Source organism: Mesorhizobium sp. M1423, from assembly GCF_040317575.1.
GTDB lineage: Bacteria > Pseudomonadota > Alphaproteobacteria > Rhizobiales > Rhizobiaceae > Mesorhizobium.
The window spans coordinates 13,956-32,655 of the sequence record NZ_JAMYKU010000045.1 but is presented as its reverse complement, the minus strand read 5'-3'; the positions used below and the strand labels follow the sequence as shown (position 1 = coordinate 32,655).

Sequence of the window (18,700 nt, the reverse complement as noted above, 5' to 3'; positions counted from 1 at the left end):
TGTCGGCGAGGTCGCAGACGCCCTTCAGATTGGCGATGATGCCATCCATCGAGAACACGCCGTCGGTGGCGATCAGCCGGAACCGGCAGTCGCTCGCGTCTTTCAACCGCGCCTCCAGATCGGCCATGTCGTTGTTGGCGTAGCGGAAGCGCTTTGCCTTCGACAGCCGCACGCCGTCGATGATCGAGGCGTGGTTCAGCGCATCGGAGATGACCGCATCCTCCTCGCCGAGCAGCGTCTCGAACAGGCCGCCATTAGCGTCGAAGCAGGAGCCGTAGAGGATAGTGTCCTCCATGCCGAGGAAATCAGAAATGGTCGCCTCGAGCTGCTTGTGTTCTTCCTGCGTGCCGCAGATGAAGCGCACCGACGCCATGCCGTAGCCGTAACGGTCGAGCGCCTGCTTGGCCGCCTCGCGCAGTTCGGCGCTGTCGGCGAGGCCGAGATAATTATTGGCGCAGAAATTCAGCACCTTCTCGCCGCCCACCTCGATCTCGGCCGATTGGGTCGAGGTTATCACCCGTTCGGATTTGTAAAGGCCGGCCGATTTTAGGCCGGCGAGCTCGTTCGAGAGATGAGAAATGAAAGGGTCGGTCATCGGTAAACTCACGGCAGCACAAGCCTCCACGCAGCTGGAGGACTTGTCGACAATGTATCGCGGTTCTATGCGTAATTTACCGGGGTGGACCATGCCGGGTCGGCATGCTTCTCCCAATACAGGTCTGTCAGCTTGCGTGTTAGAGCTCCAACCTTGCCGTCGCCTACACCGATTTCATCAATCTTGGACACCGGCATGATCCCGCCCGCGGTAGACGTGATAAAAACCTCATCGGCGCCCTTCAGCTCGTCGCGATCAATGTCGCCGGCGCTGACAGAGAGGCCCAATTCGCCGCATAGATCAAATACAGTCTGCCGGGTGATGCCGGCAAGGACGCCATAAGCCGGTGTCTTCAAGCGGCCGTCCTTTACAGTGAAAACGTTGAAGCCAGGGCCTTCGGCAATGTTGTCATTGATGTCGACGATCAATGCAGTTTCGGCACCGTAGTCGTATGCATCGAACAGTCCCTTCACCAAATCGAGCCAGTGATAGTTCTTGATGGTCGGATCGATCGACTTGGGCGGAATCCGAACGGTGTTGCTGATGGCGACATGCAGGCCGCGCTCAAGCTGCTCCTTGTTGGCAACCGACCCGAAAGGCACCGCGAACGCGATGAACCTATTCTCCGCCTGGCGCGGGTCACGACTAAAGGTGGGCGACCCACCTCGCGTGCAGATCATTTCGACATAAGCTGACTTGTGCCCGGAAAGCGCCACGCAGTTCGACAGAATCTTCTCGATCTCACTGCGGCTGTAGGGGAGTTCCATGCGGAGCTTTTCCATCCCACGCAAGAACCGGCCTAGGTGCAGGTCCAGCCTGAAGAATCGTCCGTCCCATACATGAACGGTATCGTAGGTGGCATCTGAATGCAGAAAGCCCCAGTCCAGGACGGACACCTTGGCTTCGGACATTGGCAGGTACTGACCGTCCATGAAGGCTACGCCATGAGGATACTGTCGTTGATCCCGGTGCCGTTGCTCTATGGCTGGGAGAGCCGTTGCAGGTTGGGCTGCAGCAAGTGTCATTCCAGAGTCCTCCAAATCTTGCAATCCAGGCGCTCCGCACCCTTGCTCATGATTTGCCGCCGTGAAACCGCTCGGCGGGTCCACGTCTCGGCAGTTGGAATGTTGGCGCACCTTAGACAGCCAGCACGTCGCGCGTGCCATATATCTTCGCCAGCGATCGATACTGCCTGAGCCGGGGGCATGAGCCCTTTCGTGGCCTGCTGCCGGTTCACCCAGTTGTTCAATTAGATCGCAGACTCCGATGCACGGAATGCGATCAAAGTGGCACTCTGGCCGCAATGAACGCTTCAAAAACGGGATAGGAGTGGCGGAAAAGTTCAGACGTAAAGGGGCTACACCAGCACCCGGGGCTCAAACTTTACGCGGTCCAGCGCAATCATGCTCTTGAACTTGCGGACATTGGAGTTTGTATAGAGTTTGGTCTTTACAAAAACGTCAAAGGCCTCGACATCCTCTACTGCTACAATAAGAACGAAGTCGGCATCGCCTGTGATCATGTAGCACTGAGTGACTTCTTTTGCAGCGCGCATAGCTCGCTTGAAGTCATCGACCAGGTCAAGACGCTCGCGATCAAGTTCCACCGTTACAACGACTATCAGCGACTTCCCGAGCGCCTTAGGGTCGACTAGCGAAATGTCCGCAGTGATAACCCCTTCGGCGCGTAACTTATTGACACGGCGCATGCATGAGGCAGCAGACGACCCCACGAGATCCGCAAGCTCGGAGAATGACAGCCTATTATTCGTTTGAAGGGCGCCGAGTATCCGCCGGTCGAGATCATCTATCATGCCTACACCTTGGATGCGAAAACAATGTCGCATTAGCGAAACGTTAATTGCAAGAACAGCCGCTCAATGAAACGCTAGCCCATCCAACAGGCGCAATTATTGCAATCGCCACGGAAATGCGACCGTTTCATTTCACTGAAATGCCAGTTTTGCGCAAACTATTCCAAACTCTTAGGGCAAATTCTGCATGACGACGAACCACATGGTCCTCCGATGGCCGCCAGGTATCTATGAGCGGAGTCAGCATGCATTCAGCCGCGAAGTTTCATCACCTGGCCGACGAGGTCACAGTCTGGCGCCGGCACCTTCATCAAAAGCCCGAGCTGGACTTTGCTGTGCACGAGACCGCACGGTTTGTTGCGGACAAACTGGCCTCGTTTGGAATCAACCACATCGAAACGGGAATGGCCGGCACTGGCATAGTCGCTTTCATCCGAGGCGAAGGCGGCGAAGGGCCGACCATTGGCCTTCGTGCAGACATGGACGCCTTGCCGATCCATGAAGCGACGGGAAAAGATTGGGCATCGAAAATCCCGGAGAAGATGCACGCCTGCGGCCATGACGGCCATACGGCCATGCTGCTTGGTGCCGCAAAGTACCTTGTCGGGCGGCGGAATTTCAAGGGCACGGTTGCACTCATCTTCCAGCCGGCCGAGGAGGTCGAATTGCCGTCGGGCGGGCTCAAGATGGTCGAAGACGGCTTCTTGGACCGCTTCGGCATCTCACAGGTCTTCGGAATGCACAACTGGCCCGGCATCGATGTTGGTAAATTTGCCATCTGTGCGGGCCCGATGATGGCCTCTCAGGATGATTTTGACATCGTTGTAAAGGGACGTGGCGGGCACGCTGCAGCCCCCCACTTAACAGTTGACCCGGTGGTTATCGCCGCTCAGGTCATTATTGGCCTGCAGGCGTTGGTGTCGCGCAATACCAATCCAGCGGAGTCGCTGGTAATTTCCGTCACGAAACTTCGCGCCTCGAATGCTTACAATGTGATCGCCGACCAAGTCGAACTGGCGGGAACAGTCCGTGCGTTGGCCCCTGCCCTGCGCGCCTTCGCCGAGACCCAGCTGGAGACAACTGCGCGGAAAATCGCACAAGCCTTCGGGGGCGACATTTCCTACTGCTACCGCCGATCAGTTCCAGCCACGGTGAACGATATCGCCGCCACTGCTCTTGCCGTTCGTGCGGCGGGAGGGACCGGTGCGGCTGCGGTAGACGACAAGTTGAGGCCAGTCATGGGTGCCGAGGATTTCGCTTACATGTTGCAGGCGCGCCCAGGGGCACTCATCTTCATCGGCAATGGCCGTTCGGCCGCTTTGCACAATGCCGCCTACGACTTTGACGATGCAGCAATCCCATACGGAGTGGCCTATTGGGCGAATGTTGTGGAGGCCGTACTTGGGATTGGCAACGGTTAACCGGCAACATTTCAGATGTCTCCAATTTGTGAGTGCGACATTTCACGCACCTAATGTTTTTGGCGAAAAGTGTGCTTGACCATGATTCATAGTTTAATGGCGCGGATCAATTTGTGAGGCTTTGAATTGTCATTCGTTTCCCGTTCTCTTGGCATTCTCAATCTCGAGAGAGGAGCACTGACTGGCGAGTCTGCGGCGGACGAGGCCATCGAAGCCTTTAAGGAAATGCTACCGTTTCCAGTCATCGCAGAGACAGTCGAGGGAGCTTGGGCGGACAACGTCATTAAGGGTGACCCCACGCTTAAGCCAGCTTACATCGCCGCCGCTCGTCGCCTCGTTGCTCGAGGGGCCGTTGCGATCAGTGCGAACTGTGGTTACTCGGTCCGTCACCAAGCCGCAGTCGCGGCGGCAGTCAACGTCCCTGTGGCCGCCACAAGCCTCATTCTCCTTCCGTTACTGCTGCGACAGTTTCCTGCTCCCGCAAGAATTGCGGTGATCGCGGCGGATTCGAGGTGCCTCGATGAAGAGATGCTCGCCATTCACGACCCCGATCGGGCGCGGGTCGTGATTGGCGGCATCGAGGGCGGTGTTATGTGGCAGAACGAGATGAAGCGTCCGCCCCCCTACACAGAAGTTGCCGACATCGAAGTGGAAGTTTCGGCTTGCCTGGGGGGCTTGCGATCGAAACACCCTGACATCGCGGCGATCCTGTTCGAATGCACATTGTTTCCGCTGGTCTCTCCGGCCATCCGACGAAAGACCGGACTGCCAGTCTACGACATCACAACCCTCTCTCAGCTCACATATGCCGCCGCCTGACAGGTCTGGCCGCAATGACATCTCGGCGTCTGAGGCCGTCGTACGCAATCCAATACAAACAAAAAGGGGAAATGCTAATGTTTGCAGTTTCGCCGTGGAGTCCACGGATGCCGTGGGCCCTTTCTCATATGCGGAAACTCGCACGACCGTGAACGTGCGCCGCGGAAGCGCGCCGGCTTCTCGGTTCGAAAGGGACGACAGGACTCACGAAACGGCATCGGCAGTTCGCAACATGGCGGATGGAGATGCCCAGCGTGCGTCAAGACGAGGCCGTGCTGTTTGAAGCGTACGGGGCACATTGCCGAGAAATGGTGTTCGTAGCGCACCAGCGTATTGGACGTAGGCGCCTTTCTAGGAGCGGCCGCTGCTACCGCCCGCTGGACTCATCGGCGACACCGAGACGGGTCCGGCATCACCTGCCGCGTCCACCTGCAGGTGAAGCCGTTGCGCGCGGACATCACTCCAACCTCGTCATTACCACCAACCGCCGCAGGAACATGATCGAACTGCCCTCCGGTCAGAAGCGCTACATGCCCGCCGCCGCCTGGGCCTAACGGGCTCACTGGCAGCAGAAATAGTCGCACCAACGCCATCTATCCGTTCGCTCCGGCGCGCTTCCGGCGGTAGATGATCGAGCTCCCGATCAAACAGACCGTCGTCCGGTCGGCCTTTCGCTCGTTTCGCGCGCGTCGCCTCGGCCATTTTGTCTAGAGCCCGCAAATGCGGAAAGGTCGGCCGGCCCGAGAGCTCGCGGTAGTGCTTCAACCGTTTTGGGCGGCCGCGGTACGGATACAGCCGCCTTTGGCAACGCCAGCTACGATACCTGTGTCGCGTTTGTCGCATCCGCAACACGATGTTCGTACTCCAGCCTCACTCTCATGTTCTTGAACCATGTCCGTATATATCCATCGAGGTTGTTTCTGCTCAGTTGGCACGACTTTTGCCGGAAGGAGCTGCTCACCGACATCGGGTGGTGGGTCGGATTATTGGTTGGTGCTTCATCAGAGGCTACAACTGCCCGGAGATCTACCATGCATGTGACGCTGAAGACTTTATCTCATTTTGATCGAGCCCGCGTCGCCCAGTTAAAGCTCGAGCCCACGCAAGAACAGTTTGTCGACCCGTTGGGTTTGGTGTTCTCCGAGCTTCAGGGTAACGCGCGCCCCGACCTGGAGCACCCATTTTCAATCGTTGTCCGCCATCAGACCGTTGGCTTCTTTGTCCTGCGTGAAAAAGCGGCCTTGCCGGAATGGGCCCCGCCAGGCGTGATTACATTGCACAGCTTTCGCGTGGGCCGAGGATACCAAGGTAACGGATATGGCAAAGCGGGGATTGGACTTGCCTCTCAATGGATTTCGAAAAACCGCCCTTGTGTAAGCCGTCTCATGCTCACCGTTGAAGAAGATAATGTAACAGCTCGACATGTTTATCTAAAGTCAGGCTTTTTTGACACGGGCGCTACTTACTACGATACGTTTGGCTTGCAAAACATTCTTGAATATGAGATAGGTCTCGTCTGATTGTGGCTACATTGCTGGCGATTGCTGGTCATCGCAGCAGTTAAGTCGTCCATACTTTACCCGTTCGCACTCTCCAGCTGATCCAATAGCCTGAGAGACCTCTCTGATTGGAGTCGTTTTCGTCAAGATGCTCCTGTACTTTTTCTGACCGTCCCTGGGTCACTCGCTTCTCTTCGCGGTCGGCGCTTGGGCCGCCGCATGATGGGGTCAGGAGAGCGAGACGTCTCAATCTGTTCCACGACCTTGCCGTGCTTTGGCCGGCAGGTTCGGGACTCTGAAGGCGTCGCGCACGTGGCACGTTTCGAGAAGCTCCATTGCCAAGCCGGACGCCTGCAGCCCAGCAAAGAGCCATTGCGACAGCGGGCCTGCCTCAAGGCCAATCCGCGCAAGCGGTACTTCGAGCGCCGAAAACCAGGCGATCAGCGCCTCCGGCTCGCTCGCCACCTTCGCTTCCCGCACAATCTTGCCCTGCCCATCAACGCACGCAGACACTTGAGCATTCCAATGACACATCAAGCCCGGCATAATAATCCACGGCCGTCTCGCGTTGATGTTTGGCGCTGGCTTCGGCCATGACGCCGTTCACACCATCATTGTGAGGGACGACCGCCTCGACCGAAAGTCTGGCCGCGGCGCCAGAGGCCCGTTACCCGATCTAAAGCGGGATTGGGCCAGCGGCCTTGACCTTTTCCATCGTGACGCACGTTCGGGAGCTCTTCACGTTTCCTTCTTTAAAAAATAATGGGCGCGTAAGAGACGTATACTCGTCCATGGTCCCTGGTAGCCATGATGAGGATGAAGTCTGCTTCTCCAGTTACGTGGTAGCATTGCTGCACCTGATGGCAGTTCAGGAACCGCCTTTTCAACTCGTCAAGCAGATCCAGTTTTTCGTTTTCAGCCGTTACCTCGACGATGACCGTCAGAGGACGCCCAATCGCTCTCTCGTTTAACATGGAGATGTCCTTTCTGATCCATCCCGGCGAACGAAGCCATTTAAGACGTCGAGCTACCGCCGCTGCCGAGAGGTGGAAATTTCGTGCTGCTGCATGAGGCAATCCAATGCACCAACTGCAGGATTTTTAGATCGAAACCGTCGAGCTGCGTTTTGCCAGCCTGCATCATGTAGGCATTCTTCTCAATGCAAATTCTGCGCCATGATCGCCTTTGGAGTTTCTAAAGGGACGCAAAGAAGCTTACCCGGGTCGAGAGACGGGAGTATGATCGCCGCCGGCTATGAGGATGGCAACGACGCGCGTCGCAATCGACGCTGTGCCGGCTGGAGAACCTGCCCGGGGTGCGGGAACTGGTCGTGATGGGCCGGGCGATGGTCGAAGTCTATTGCGCCTCGTTCCGCCAGGTGCCGAAGCGGATCGTGCTCGCCTTGCATGGCGGCTAGCAAATTGCGGCTGTTCGATGCCCATGGCGCGGGACGGTTCGTCAGGGCGGTTGTCGGATATTGGATTGCACCCGGTCGGTAAGAGCGGCTTGTCAAACTGGCCTCCTTTGAACCATCAGAACCCTCCAAATTTGTCGAGAGGCTCCGTACGACGGCTTGTTCTAAAACATTGCAACATATCCTTCAACTAAATTTACAATATCTTTGCGATCTACAATCGCTGTCAATGGTATTTCACCGCAAAGTCTGAGGTCAGGCACGGATACAAAGCTGATGCTGATCTTCGCTCAGCACGCAATATCGGAGTCAACAGACCATGGTACGAAGAGCACTTATCCTCGTCGAAGGTCATAGTGGTATGGGTCTGCTATACGTCCAAGCAGCCCAACGTCTTGGTCTTCATCCAATTACCCTGTCGGCTGATCCAGCTCAGTACGACTACATTGCGGCGGAATGCGTTCAGGCAATCTGCGTCGACACAGACGATCTCGATGCCTTGATCCGCGAATGTTCCCGACTATGTGCGACCTATGACATTGCTGGGATTATCGGCTTTTCGCGCGCAGACGAGTCGGCCTGCGTGACGGCTGGCAAGCTTTGCCGGCATTTCGGTGTACCGGGACCGAATCCATCGTCAATTGAGCGTTGCTGCGACAAAATCGCTCAACGTCAGCTTCTCGCAGAGGCCGGCGTTCCCATACCTGCTTATCGCATGGCAGTGAGCGGGACGGAGGTGGAAAGTTTTGCCGCAGAGATCGGTCCGCCGGTGATTCTTAAGCCAGCCGTCGGCAGCGGCAGCATCGGTGTCCGATTGTGCCGCAACATCGATGAGGTGGCCGAACATACGACCTATCTCTTGGGCGGGAAGCACAAATGGCAGTCTTCGCCAAGGATACTGGTCGAAGAATTCGCACAAGGCCCCTATTATTGCGCGGAGATAATGGGAAATGAGGTCATTGGGATTTCAACCGCGGAGTTCGGGCGCCCCCCGTATTTCGTCTTTCGTGAGTGCACCTTTCCGGCCGCACTGACTGATGACGTACATGAGCGTATCGCCGATGTTTCGCTGAGTTGTTTACGAGCTCTCGGCCTTGGCTGGGGGCCAACGGCCATTGAACTCCGGTGGACGAAGCGTGGCCCAGTCGTCATTGAAGTCAATCCGCGCCTTGCGGGTTCGCCCACTCCTCAACTAGTTCAGCTGGCTTACGGTCTCGATCTCATCACGGAGCACATCAAACTTGTCATCGGCGACGAATGGAATTTGCGCAGAAGGCATTCCCACACTGCGGCAGCGCGGATCTTTCTTCCTGATCGCGATGGCATCCTCGATTGGATCGACGGCGACAGTCGGGCCGTTGCTGTACCAGGCGTCGCCGAGGTCAAATTCTATATTGGACCCAAGACGCCGATCGTCAGGAACAGCGATTACCGGGACTCGATCGGACATGTTATCGCCGCTTCTCCGACCCATGCTTCGACCGAAGGGATACTTGAGCGTGCCGTCGACCTAATTGATTGGTCGATCACACCATTTCCGACCGTTAGCCAATGATTATCTTTGGCCTTACCTCCCCGCACCAGCGCATACGCCAGGTAAGAGTGTGATCGTCGCCGAAGTTGGAGCAAGTCGACGATGATCCACCCTCTGCAATCGTATCGCTTCATCGCGGAGGGGCATACGGTCCGCCATGGGGGATTGCGAATGTTCTGTATCAAAAATCGAAGGCTTCGCTGCACATTTTTGACCATGAATAAGCAAGGGAAGACAAACATATGAAATCCATTCGAGGACTCTCGGTTGCGCACGTTGCGCCGTCCTATGACGACGAGCTGGAGAACCAAACCGTTATCGGCCTGATTACGTTGTCAACGGATTTCGTGACTGAGCTTGAACTGCGCCGGATGCTGAAAGACGACAGTGTCAGCATATCATCTACTCGTATTAAATCACACAATCCCGTGACCGTCGAGAATCTCCGCGGCCATACATCAGAGATCGGAAAGGTCGGCCAACTGTTTGACCCACCTCATTGGGTCCACGTTTTCGCCTACGGCTGCACATCAGGCTCTGCAGTCATCTCACAAGCCAAGCTCGAGGAGGAGTTACACCGGACGATTCCGGGGTCGAAGCTGACTTCTCCGATGACTGGCGCTCTGCGAGCCTTCACCAAGCTGGGCGTCGAGCGCGTATCTCTCCTGACCCCCTATCCGGACGAAGTCAACGCGGTGCTGATTAGATGCCTGCACAACGCCGGCATTACGGTTTCAGCATGCGCCTCCTTCCACATCCATAGTGACATCGACATAGCTAATGTGGCCCCCGCAAGTGTGGTCGAGGCAGCATGCGCAACAGATACAAGAGAGGGTCAGGCCCTGTTCATCCCCTGCACGGGACTGAGGACATCCGCAATCATCGAATTGCTCGAGACGCGGCTTAAGAAGCCCGTCATAACCGCGCATCAAGCAATGCTCTGGGATGCTCTAAGGCTCGCGGGATATACCAAATTAATTTCGGGCCTCGGGAGACTATTCACTGTGTGAAGTCTGAAAGTTCATGCGATCCCAATCCGGGAAGTTGATGACACAATTGGACGTAACCGCTGTTCTGAGGCCGCGGCCTTTAGCTCGGCGTGATGACCTAGGCCCGGGGCAGGAGATCGTCGGTCTGGCTGTTGGGGTGCTCGTTAGCTCGCTGCTCGAATTTTTGGCTGCCGGTCACTCCACGGCATGGCTTCCTCCAGGTCGTGTGCGATACGGACAAGGGTCACCAAAGCGGCCCACGATTTGAAGCCCAATGGGTAGGCCACCGGTACTGTGTGCCCCAAAAGGTAAGGACACCGATGGTTGTCCTGTGACATTGAACACTCCAGTGCACCGACAAAGGGCGGCATCCGCTTCTGTGAATTCCTCTGCAGACACAGTCGGGTTGGTCGCACTACAGATGCCGCCGTGGCGGTATAGTCTCACGCGGCATCGTGGGCGTCAGCAAACGTCGAAGGCTTCGATCGCCTGCCCACGCTGAACCGCATTTTCTTCGCAATGTCTCATGTAGGTCCGCCGCTCTGCTTTGTGAATTCCGACCGTATTCATAAACCTTGAGATTGGCGGGCTCCAAAGTGTCCGCATTGATTGTGCGACCCATGGCCCGCGCCCCGTGTGCAAGTGAACTTGCGCTATAGCTTGACAAGCCGAGCCGTATTCTAATGTATTCGATGGACCCATAGGGCGGCTCGATGTCCGTGACAATATAGCCCATTTCCTCAAGAAGCGTGGCCGTCGACTCGACTGCCACAAGCACTTCCGGGTCGACATCGACCGCGCGCATTTGGTCCTCGCGAGCCGACCCGCAGAATCCCGGTGGGTTGTGAAAGTTCCTCAACATAAGAACGGTTCGGCTGGACGATAATGAATGGATCACCGGGATGAGGACCGGAAAATATGTCCAGCGCAGCGGCCATATCACGTACCGTCGGCAAAGAACAAACTGTCGAGAAAGGCCAAACGATGGGTCTGGCTGTCGGCCACCTGAAATGCGTCCACGCGACGGGTTCAGCCCGACGAGACCGCACCAGGACGCCGGGAAGCGAATTGACCCGCCGCCGTCGCTACGGGATGCAATGGAGTAATGCCTGCGGCGACCGCCGCCGTAGATCCCCCAGACGACCCACCCGCGGACCGCTCTAAATCCCATGGATTCCCAGTAATTCCGTTGAGAATGGACTCGGTCATTATGGTTGACCCGAGCTCCGGCCTTGTTGTTCTTCCGAGAGTGCGGAGCCCGGCGTCGCGGGCGCGCCGAAAAAAAGCTGTCGGTGTCGGGGCGATAGCCTTTGAACAGACGGCTCCCCTTTTCCAGGAGCCGGCCAGCTTTGGTGGGTCCAGTATCCTTGCGAAGGAATGGCACGCCGTGAAAGAGTCCCCCCGTCTGCGCCGGCAACTGCCTCAGCATCTTCGTAGAACTCGATGACTGCGTTGATGCGAGGATTGACCTCCTCGTGTGCCTCGCGGGCCAAGCGCGCCAGTTGCACAGGCGTCACTTCGCCAGCATTCACGAGAGAGGCCATATTCTACGTACTCGCGTAGCTTCATTGAAGCGATCCTCTGACGTCGGCGACAGCTAGTTAAGTTAGACGCGCAAGCGCGATTGCGACTCGTCCCCAGCGTCGGGTTTCAACTGGAGACGGCTGTCACCCCCCAAACAGGGGCGATTTCACTCTCCAGCGGGAAATGGCATCTGAAGCTGTGCTCCGTGTCGTCCGGGTTTGTTGAGGGTTCGGGGAAGACGTGGCTGCAGATATCCTGGGCGTAACGACGACGGGTGTTGAACTCGTAGCCGGATGGCCGCCTCATCAGGCTCGGCAACTCACCCTTGTGCTCGATCCTATTGAGCACCGCATCCGGGTGAGGCTCGGGATTGGCCGCAAGCAGCGCATCCGTGTAGGGGTGCCGCGGTTGATCGAAAATACGCTCGGTCGAGCCGACCTCAATAGAGCGGCCGAGATACATGATCGCCATGCGATCGGTCATGTGGCGCACGACGTTGAGATTGTGCGTGATAATCCGGATCGCCATATCCTGAGCCGCGCGAGAAGATTGAGCACCTCGCCCTGGACTGAGACGTCGAGACCTGTGCGCGCGATGGTGGATTTGCCTGAGCCGCTGTCGCCGACGAGGGCCAGTGTCTCGCCCTTGTGGATTTCAAAGGAGACACCGTATACTGCATCGATGAAAGGCGCCGTCGTCCCCGTCGCGAGCGCCTTCAGCGGACCCATGGTGCGGAAGCGGACGCAGAGGTCCTGGACGCGAAGCAGCGCAGTCATGCCGACACCAGCCGCTTGCCACCGAGGAGGTGGCATCGGGCGACTTGGTCCATGCCGGTGCGGTACTCGACCGGGTTCTCTTGCACACAGCGATTGAATGCCTGTCGGCAGCGTGTACGAAAGTTGCATCCTATCTGGCTGCCGAGGAGACTCGGCACCTCGCCCGGAATGGTCGGCAAAGTGCGCGTGCTTTTCTTGATCCGCCCGGGATCGCAGTCAAGCAGCGCCTGCATACATTACTGCGACCCTTGTCACACCACTCAGTCACCGCTCCGAGGTGGCGGGAGACGAACAGAATCAGCCGAGCGAACCCTGCGCGGCATCGCTCTCGGAAGAAGTCCTGGCTGTTCTGCGGTTCCGATCGCGGCAGACAGCGCGCTGCCGTTCTCTACAGCCTGATCGTCAGCGCCAAGTTGAATGACGTCGACACTCAGGCCTGGCTCGCCCACGTCCTCGCCCAACTGCCCGCCTATCCGGCCCATCGGATCGATGATTTGCTGCCTTGGAATTGGAGATCCGCAAAACTGCGGACCCAACCAGCGGCGGCCTGGTCATGCAGTGCAATAAGGTGCATCACGTCTACACCGTCGAACGTGTCGCCAGGGACCTCGGCGCCAGCGAAGCGCTCATCCAGGACCTGACCCTCGGTCTCGAGCCCGAGGACGGCGTCATCTGGGTGTACGGCGCTAACGATGACGACGGAATCTTGGCCTTCACCGATGAAGGCATCGAGGAGGTCAAACTCCTCCTCGAAGAATATCATCGCGTCTCCCCATCGAAAGCTTGAACCCAGTACCGCGGTGCTCAGGTGCTCAGGGCCGCCGGATACGCACGTCTGCGGTCTTCACCGGCTTTCGATTACCCACATCGTCGGCTTGATCCAATAGAGATGCCGAAGGCGATGTCGTGCAAGCGGGTCATGCCGCGCCAGACGACCATGTTGCCGGGAGGCGGATCATGTTTGCGGGCGAGATAGCCGCCAAGCATGGCGATTTGCAGCAGGTAGGCGGCGAGCGTGGGCCGTTGGAGACGCGGTGCGTGTTCGGGCGGCGTCGATCTGGTCGAGCGCAGTGATCTCGGCGAAGGTGAGAACGCTGTCGGGCGCGGCGTCTGGCTTGGCGCGCGCCGACATAGTGACGAAGAATATTCGCCAGCTGACCACTGCGATGAGAGCGAGGAACTTCGCCAGCCTCTCTGCGGTCTCGAGCCTCGCCTCCTCGGCGCGGCAGCCGGACTTCATGACCTTGTGGAACACCTCCGCCTTCCAGCGCAGAGCGTACCAGCCGAGCTTCTCGACCGCCACGGAGAGATCTTCGACCGGCAGGTTGGTTACCAGCTTCCAGTCGATCGGCTCGCGACCGGCCGGCGGATCCTCTTCGAGGGCATGGATGTATGTCAGAACCTGCGGACTGTAGCGCTTCTGTTTGCCCACGGGCGGCAATGTGTTGATGGCGGCGAACTTCACCCGCAGCCAGGTCGTCTCGTCCTGATCGATCGTAATGCGATGACGTCCCGCCCAGGGCGCCGCCGCAAGTTGGGTAAAGACGCGATTCGCAGGATCGTGTGGGCCAGCATCGGCAGGCCGCTCGGCGAGCCTGTTCGTCTGCACCCGCACGAGGAAGCTGGTACCAAGGTCCTGCGCGGTGCAATAGAGCTCGTAGATGTCGCTCTCCCGGTCACCCACATGCACACAGCGCTCGGGCGCGCCCACGAGCGCGATGGACTGACGCAAGTTCTCCAGCCAGCGGTAGCTCTCCTTCGTCTCGATCGGCACGCGCGTGGGATTGATGTGCCGCTTGAGCGCGAGCGTTCCCTTGAATTTCGTTCGGGTCCAGAACTTCACTGCCGTCAGACCGAGGGGCGTGCCGGTGAGGGTGACGGCCAAGCTCGAATGCATCAGCACCCCGCACAAGGTCAGCACGTTGGGCTGCCCAGCCTTGTAGCGCCCGGCGTTGATGGTCCTGGTGAAGCCGATTTTGCCCGGCTGCGCGCGGCTGTAGATAAATTCGGTCGTGTCCTGCAGGATAAGGATCGGACCTTCGTTCGCCGCAACGCGGGCCGCAGTCGCGGCGAAATGGCCGGCGAGAACGCTGTGTTCGGTCACACGCGGGTTGTCAAAGAAGCGGTAGGCCGCCTTCGCCGCTGCCCAGTCGCCACAGGCCGCCGGGATCGGCTTGCCCGGCGCTGCTGACAGCTGATCCAGCAACCGCTGCAGGCGGCGGACCAGGCGCTTGTCGGGAAGGGCCGCCGCGCAAAGCTCTTCCTGCCAAGCGGCTTCGCTGCTGCTGGTCTTGTCTCGCATCCGTGACGCCTCCGTGATTCGGCGTCACGGACAGAATCACAGCAGATTCATACGCAGCAATAGGCCCGCCGACGATGTGGGTAATCGAAAGCTTCACCGGATGGGTACGTAGATTTTCCACCCTTTCCCCCTAGATGCTTGCCGAGGCGGTCGAGCTTCTCGATGGGCGTTGGTCCAAAGGTGAGCGGATAGCGTTCGAACTTTCCAGCATGTTTTCTCCAGCGACACGTGCTCGAGCTGAACCACCCACGCACCAGTCATTCCAAGGGCTTGTTTGATTTGAAACCAGCTGCGTCCCGGACGTTCCAGAAAGCCCCATCATTACTTCCAGCGCCTCGCTCGTCACCCAGACCAAGCAATGCATGCCGGCGTGCTAGGTAGGCTACCAATGCCTATCAAACGAAAACCGCATCTCCCGGGATTAGAACAACCGGAATGCGGTCGCTTGCGACCATATCAAGCATAGTATTCCTTGACCGATACGCTCCCATGGTTGGTCCAAAGTGGCGCGAAGCTGAGCTCTGATCTTGTCCCCGCGCCTTAACGGAGCAGCGATACGCCATTCATCGGAACGAGCTGTGGCACATCTGAAGATTCATTCCTCACCTCACCATCGTCTGGCGGCTGGTATCCAACGTCCTTGCAACTGCCGAAATGCTCAGTCATTTGGCCAGCTCCGCTAGCGCAGCCAGACCGCCAGATCAGAAAGAGCACGCTTGCGAAATAGGTTACCTGGAGGAGCAGCGAACAAGCCAGCGTTGTAACGACTACTGTGCGGATGGAATGAGATGCGAAGTAGATAGTCAGAGCGTTGCTGCACAGGACCAGCCACAGGACGCGACAAAAGATACTAAATGGCAACGCCGTTCTCCTGGTTTGTCCCCTAGATCATGCTGCGACCTGGTCGGCCGCAACATGGGTCTGGCAGTTCTTCGGGCAGACGCGGGCGCAGGCCCCGCAGCCAATGCAGCGGCCGGCATGATCGACGACCATGATCATGCGATTGAGCTCGCCGTCGAAATCGTCGTCTTCGCCGTCGCAGGCGCCGAGGATTTCACCCGCGTCATCGACGCCGTAAAGATGCATGACCTCGCGCGAGCAGACTTTGAAACAGCGGCCGCAGCCGATGCAGGTCGTGCCGTCTATAGCGGTGAGATATTCCGGCATCCATCCGGAGCCGTCGCGGGTGGTGAATGTGCTCCTCATCGTAACTTCTTCATTGCAGCGAGCTCTCTCTTGGCACCATCCAACTCGGCAAAAACGGCGGACGTTTCCTCGGCAACTTCGTCTATCTCCGTCCATTTTCCCGGGAGATCCTCTGCAAGTTCGCGCAATTTCATCTTGGCAACTGCCGCGCGCAGCTGAAGCTTTCGGACTTTCTTCCCCATCTCATCTAGCTTTGACATAAATCCTTCCTCGAAATCGGTTTCATCACGCCGTCAGGTTGCGATAGGCTTCGGTGGCTGAGGTCGCATCGTCGACTAGTTTCGTACCGGCCTCCGCGAGTTGCCGGAACGTCTCGAAGCCGAACCGATGGACGTCTAGACAGAACGACGAGCTGCCCGACCGTGAAAAGCACGGGCCCGAAGGCCTTAAGGTTTTCATCTCCACGATTGGCGATGTCACCGGGCGGAAACGCTCCGCAATCGCAAGCCCGACCGCGGTGTAGAACATGTCGAGCCTCCACAATACGTCCGGATCGGGATAGCCCATCCCAGGGATCGCACGGCGCTTTTTCCTGGTGACGATGAAGTCGGCCAGCAGCGTGGCGTCCGATTTGCCTTCCCATAGACAGTAGGACTCCTGGGCACGGATCAGCCGCACGAGGCATCTGACAAAAGGCATGGCAAGGGCCGCCTCGTCCTCGTTGACAGCCGGGCTGACCGCGGCATCAGACATTTCGCCTTTTCCTCATTTCAGTCCTCTTCCTCGAAGCACGATGTCTGTTTTCTGGGACGCCTACTTCGGGCACACTTGCGCACCCGACGCCCGGCTCAGGGCGGCCGATTTCACGCAATTGATGTCCCCGTGGCCGACCTTGAACACCTCCTCGACTGCGAAGTCCTCCACGCGAATTCGCGTCGAACATCACTTCCGCCGTGATGCGGTCGGAGGTCATGAAGATTCGAGCCTCGATCCTGCTGCAAACGATCGACCAAGTGCTGCATGGACCCTCCTTGCTGCGGCCACGCCAGGAAAATGGACGAGTTGGCCAGTAAGCCATTTCGACCAATTACCCTTTTTTGTCTTTCTCCTCGGTCGACCGCGCTTTGGTACCTTCAGGAAATTGTTTTTGCGGAACCAAACAGAGCGCGCCGTAACAAACGTTCTCAGCTTGTAGTTGGCCAAGGCCTGCAGCAAATCCGGTAGAAGGTGCTGTTTCCAGTTCGTCCGGCACAGGCTCCGGACCGTCCAGCGACGTCATTGCCAGCTCGACCAACTCGATCGCGCGAACTTCGTTGCCGTTCTCATGGTACCGAGCGATCGCCGGATAAGACCAGAACTTAGGGTCGTCGCCTTGCGGGGGGTTCAGTGCCAGGATTTGTTCGGACAGCTCTTTGCCCATCGCGAAGCGCTCAGCAGACGGAAAGCGCGAATGGTCATTAGTCGGATGGAAGAGTTGGTCTAGCGCCATGATCTCCAATCCTCGGAGTTTCTGTCGATCGGGTCGCGAACCAGTTGGTGCATGACGGGGTCCACATGTCGTGCATTTTGTGAAGCACCAGATGCGCATGCGCCCGGCGGAAATTGATGTCGTCCAGCATCAAGGCGATGCCCTCTTCGATCGCCGAGAGCGCCTCTTCCAATCCTCTGTCTTACCGCTGCCCGAAATCTGTGATAGATCGGCTTCTTCAACGCGTGTTCGCGCGCCATGGATCCGCTTCTGGCGATCCGCTCCGTATCGGCGGCTTTCGCTTTATCGCTGGTGCGCCAGCTGCCGCTGAGCACTTTCGGCAAAATCTCATCGAGTTGCCCCGGATGACCAATAAAGGCGATGTGGCCGTCTCGGTCGACCACGAACGAAGTTGGAATCCCGTTGGAAAAGCTGGGTTCCATCCAAAGCTTTTTCATTGCACCTGTGTAGTCGAACGCGATCCGATAGTTCAAATGCGAGCACTTTTTGGTCAACCGCGCGTCCAACTTGGTTCGAGCCTCAATGGCCGTTGGAGCGTCTTCATCAGCCGCGACGCCGACGACCTCAAGGCCGCCGCCCTTGTATTTTTCCCGGAGCCGCATCAGCTGGAGCATCTCCGCCACACATAGTTCGCACCAAGTTGCCCAAAATTCGACGATATACACTTTGCCGGGTTGGAAGTTCGCCAGGGGCTCGCCACGCAGCCAGGTGTCCACTTTGATCGAAGGAGCCGGTGACTTCATCTGCAATACCATGCTGCTCTCCAAAGCTGTTGCCACAGGTTTGCGCGACTTTACGCGCGAGCTTGTTTCCCGCTTAGAGAGGGGCACGAGGGTTTCAAGGAAAGGAGAGCGGCTCTCGTCTCGCGCATCTGCATGCAGTCAGCCTTCACTTAAGTGTTGCCGCATCACAATCCGCAAAGGCCGTGCCAGCGCGCTCAGCGGGCAGTAAGCGCATGAATCGCTAGAAAAACCTTCAAATGCCAAGATGGCCGGTTGTATTGAAGCCGACATGTTTTCTGCCCTGTCAGGTTTTGAACAAACATCACGCGCTTCACGTCGGCAGAAACGCGGGGCCCGGACGACTCATGCATTCGGGCCGAGGGACGAGGCCGATGGCCATCATGACTGCGTTGGCTATCGTCAGGCTCGTCATCATCGTCCGCTTCACGCCACCGGCTTGAGCGTCTTGCCGTTCCGGTCCGGAGGCGGTAGCGATCTCGCGATTTGCGATTGCAAGGGGCCGCTCCATCCGAGCGCAGCCTGTGCCCCCTCGCCCGCCTTGCGATTGAATTCCTGGGCTGGCGTCATGGGAGTTCTTCACGACCGAAGCCGGTCCAGCTGTAGCTCGCCAATACCGCTCCTCAGAACGACGATGAT

The 18,700-nt window shown here is 57.9% G+C and carries 21 protein-coding genes and 4 pseudogenes; 9 read left to right on the top strand and 16 right to left on the bottom strand.

Features of this window, described 5'->3' with window-relative positions:
- The 3 genes from NKG95_RS32425 to NKG95_RS32415 all read right to left on the bottom strand — a co-directional run.
- A partial coding sequence (locus NKG95_RS32425) for an aminotransferase class I/II-fold pyridoxal phosphate-dependent enzyme (RefSeq protein ID WP_353043650.1) occupies positions 1-595 on the bottom strand: 595 nt, incomplete at its 3' end.
- Between the two features lie 65 nt (positions 596-660).
- On the bottom strand, positions 661-1,527 hold the full coding sequence (locus NKG95_RS32420; protein WP_502914012.1) for an aminotransferase class IV: 867 nt from the start codon (positions 1,525-1,527) through the stop codon (positions 661-663).
- A gap of 425 nt (positions 1,528-1,952) precedes the next feature.
- Positions 1,953-2,408 (bottom strand): Lrp/AsnC family transcriptional regulator, encoded by a 456-nt coding sequence (locus NKG95_RS32415; RefSeq protein WP_353043646.1) that lies wholly within the window; start codon positions 2,406-2,408, stop codon positions 1,953-1,955.
- 245 nt (positions 2,409-2,653) lie between these two features.
- Here NKG95_RS32415 and NKG95_RS32410 point away from each other — a divergent pair, with 245 nt between their 5' ends.
- From NKG95_RS32410 to NKG95_RS32395, 4 genes and pseudogenes are all read left to right on the top strand, one after another.
- A complete protein-coding gene (locus tag NKG95_RS32410) occupies positions 2,654-3,829 on the top strand; it encodes an amidohydrolase (protein ID WP_353043644.1) in 1,176 nt (391 codons plus the stop codon).
- A gap of 126 nt (positions 3,830-3,955) precedes the next feature.
- Positions 3,956-4,648, top strand: coding sequence for an aspartate/glutamate racemase family protein (locus tag NKG95_RS32405; RefSeq protein WP_353043642.1), 693 nt, complete (start codon positions 3,956-3,958; stop codon positions 4,646-4,648).
- Between the two features lie 357 nt (positions 4,649-5,005).
- Positions 5,006-5,199: pseudogene (locus NKG95_RS32400) on the top strand (P-type conjugative transfer protein TrbG); the annotation flags it as partial.
- Positions 5,200-5,679: 480 nt separating this feature from the next.
- Entirely contained in the window at positions 5,680-6,168 is a 489-nt protein-coding gene (locus NKG95_RS32395; RefSeq protein ID WP_353043641.1) for a GNAT family N-acetyltransferase, read from the top strand.
- Positions 6,169-6,393: 225 nt separating this feature from the next.
- On the opposite strand, the gene NKG95_RS32390 is transcribed toward NKG95_RS32395, so the two are convergent.
- Positions 6,394-6,693 (bottom strand): hypothetical protein, encoded by a 300-nt coding sequence (locus NKG95_RS32390; RefSeq protein WP_502914011.1) that lies wholly within the window; start codon positions 6,691-6,693, stop codon positions 6,394-6,396.
- Between the two features lie 206 nt (positions 6,694-6,899).
- Positions 6,900-7,121, bottom strand: coding sequence for an Lrp/AsnC ligand binding domain-containing protein (locus NKG95_RS32385; RefSeq protein ID WP_353043639.1), 222 nt, complete (start codon positions 7,119-7,121; stop codon positions 6,900-6,902).
- 267 nt (positions 7,122-7,388) lie between these two features.
- Here NKG95_RS32385 and NKG95_RS32380 point away from each other — a divergent pair.
- The 3 genes and pseudogenes from NKG95_RS32380 to NKG95_RS32370 all read left to right on the top strand — a co-directional run.
- Positions 7,389-7,619: pseudogene (locus NKG95_RS32380) on the top strand (IS1380 family transposase); the annotation flags it as partial.
- Positions 7,620-7,880: 261 nt separating this feature from the next.
- Complete coding sequence (locus NKG95_RS32375) at positions 7,881-9,116, top strand: ATP-grasp domain-containing protein (RefSeq protein ID WP_353043637.1); 1,236 nt, start codon at positions 7,881-7,883, stop codon at positions 9,114-9,116.
- Between the two features lie 221 nt (positions 9,117-9,337).
- Complete coding sequence (locus NKG95_RS32370) at positions 9,338-10,105, top strand: maleate cis-trans isomerase family protein (RefSeq protein WP_353043635.1); 768 nt, start codon at positions 9,338-9,340, stop codon at positions 10,103-10,105.
- A 394-nt stretch (positions 10,106-10,499) separates the two neighbouring features.
- Here NKG95_RS32370 and NKG95_RS32365 read toward each other — a convergent pair.
- The 4 genes and pseudogenes from NKG95_RS32365 to NKG95_RS32350 form a co-directional block, all read right to left on the bottom strand.
- Positions 10,500-11,389 (bottom strand): annotated as a pseudogene (locus NKG95_RS32365) (amidase family protein).
- 345 nt (positions 11,390-11,734) lie between these two features.
- Positions 11,735-12,136, bottom strand: a complete 402-nt coding sequence (locus NKG95_RS32360) for an oligopeptide/dipeptide ABC transporter ATP-binding protein (RefSeq protein ID WP_353043633.1) — start codon at positions 12,134-12,136, stop codon at positions 11,735-11,737.
- Complete coding sequence (locus NKG95_RS32355) at positions 12,088-12,384, bottom strand: ATP-binding cassette domain-containing protein (RefSeq protein WP_353043631.1); 297 nt, start codon at positions 12,382-12,384, stop codon at positions 12,088-12,090. The genes NKG95_RS32360 and NKG95_RS32355 overlap by 49 nt, the downstream gene beginning before the upstream one ends.
- Positions 12,381-12,617, bottom strand: coding sequence for an oligopeptide/dipeptide ABC transporter ATP-binding protein (locus tag NKG95_RS32350; protein WP_353043629.1), 237 nt, complete (start codon positions 12,615-12,617; stop codon positions 12,381-12,383). The genes NKG95_RS32355 and NKG95_RS32350 overlap by 4 nt, the downstream gene beginning before the upstream one ends.
- 64 nt (positions 12,618-12,681) lie before the next feature.
- Between NKG95_RS32350 and NKG95_RS32345 the strand changes: the two are divergent.
- Together NKG95_RS32345 and NKG95_RS32340 are read left to right on the top strand one after the other, a co-directional pair.
- Positions 12,682-12,926, top strand: a pseudogene (locus NKG95_RS32345) (transposase domain-containing protein); the annotation flags it as partial.
- Positions 12,887-13,171: a hypothetical protein gene (locus tag NKG95_RS32340; RefSeq protein WP_353043627.1), complete on the top strand. Its 285-nt coding sequence runs from the start codon at positions 12,887-12,889 to the stop codon at positions 13,169-13,171. The pseudogene NKG95_RS32345 and the gene NKG95_RS32340, both read left to right, overlap by 40 nt.
- 168 nt (positions 13,172-13,339) lie before the next feature.
- Here NKG95_RS32340 and NKG95_RS32335 read toward each other — a convergent pair whose 3' ends face one another.
- The 7 genes from NKG95_RS32335 to NKG95_RS32305 all read right to left on the bottom strand — a co-directional run bounded on the left by NKG95_RS32335 (position 13,340) and on the right by NKG95_RS32305 (position 18,076).
- Positions 13,340-14,686, bottom strand: a complete 1,347-nt coding sequence (locus NKG95_RS32335) for an IS4 family transposase (protein WP_353043626.1) — start codon at positions 14,684-14,686, stop codon at positions 13,340-13,342.
- A 540-nt stretch (positions 14,687-15,226) separates the two neighbouring features.
- Positions 15,227-15,547, bottom strand: a complete 321-nt coding sequence (locus NKG95_RS32330; RefSeq protein ID WP_353043624.1) for an exopolysaccharide production repressor protein — start codon at positions 15,545-15,547, stop codon at positions 15,227-15,229.
- Between the two features lie 27 nt (positions 15,548-15,574).
- Entirely contained in the window at positions 15,575-15,892 is a 318-nt protein-coding gene (fdxB, locus tag NKG95_RS32325; RefSeq protein WP_352785779.1) for a ferredoxin III, nif-specific, read from the bottom strand.
- On the bottom strand, positions 15,889-16,092 hold the full coding sequence (locus NKG95_RS32320; RefSeq protein WP_353043622.1) for a CCE_0567 family metalloprotein: 204 nt from the start codon (positions 16,090-16,092) through the stop codon (positions 15,889-15,891). The genes fdxB and NKG95_RS32320 overlap by 4 nt, the downstream gene beginning before the upstream one ends.
- Before the next feature lie 25 nt (positions 16,093-16,117).
- The gene (locus tag NKG95_RS32315; RefSeq protein WP_353043620.1) at positions 16,118-16,585 is read right to left on the bottom strand and encodes a DUF269 domain-containing protein; all 468 of its coding nucleotides are present in this window, start codon (positions 16,583-16,585) and stop codon (positions 16,118-16,120) included.
- A gap of 334 nt (positions 16,586-16,919) precedes the next feature.
- Positions 16,920-17,321, bottom strand: a complete 402-nt coding sequence (locus NKG95_RS32310; protein WP_353043618.1) for a hypothetical protein — start codon at positions 17,319-17,321, stop codon at positions 16,920-16,922.
- Positions 17,312-18,076 carry a TlpA disulfide reductase family protein gene (locus NKG95_RS32305; protein WP_353043616.1) on the bottom strand — a complete coding sequence of 255 codons (765 nt, stop codon included), beginning with the start codon at positions 18,074-18,076 and terminating at the stop codon, positions 17,312-17,314. The genes NKG95_RS32310 and NKG95_RS32305 overlap by 10 nt, the downstream gene beginning before the upstream one ends.
- Positions 18,077-18,700 lie beyond the last annotated feature (624 nt).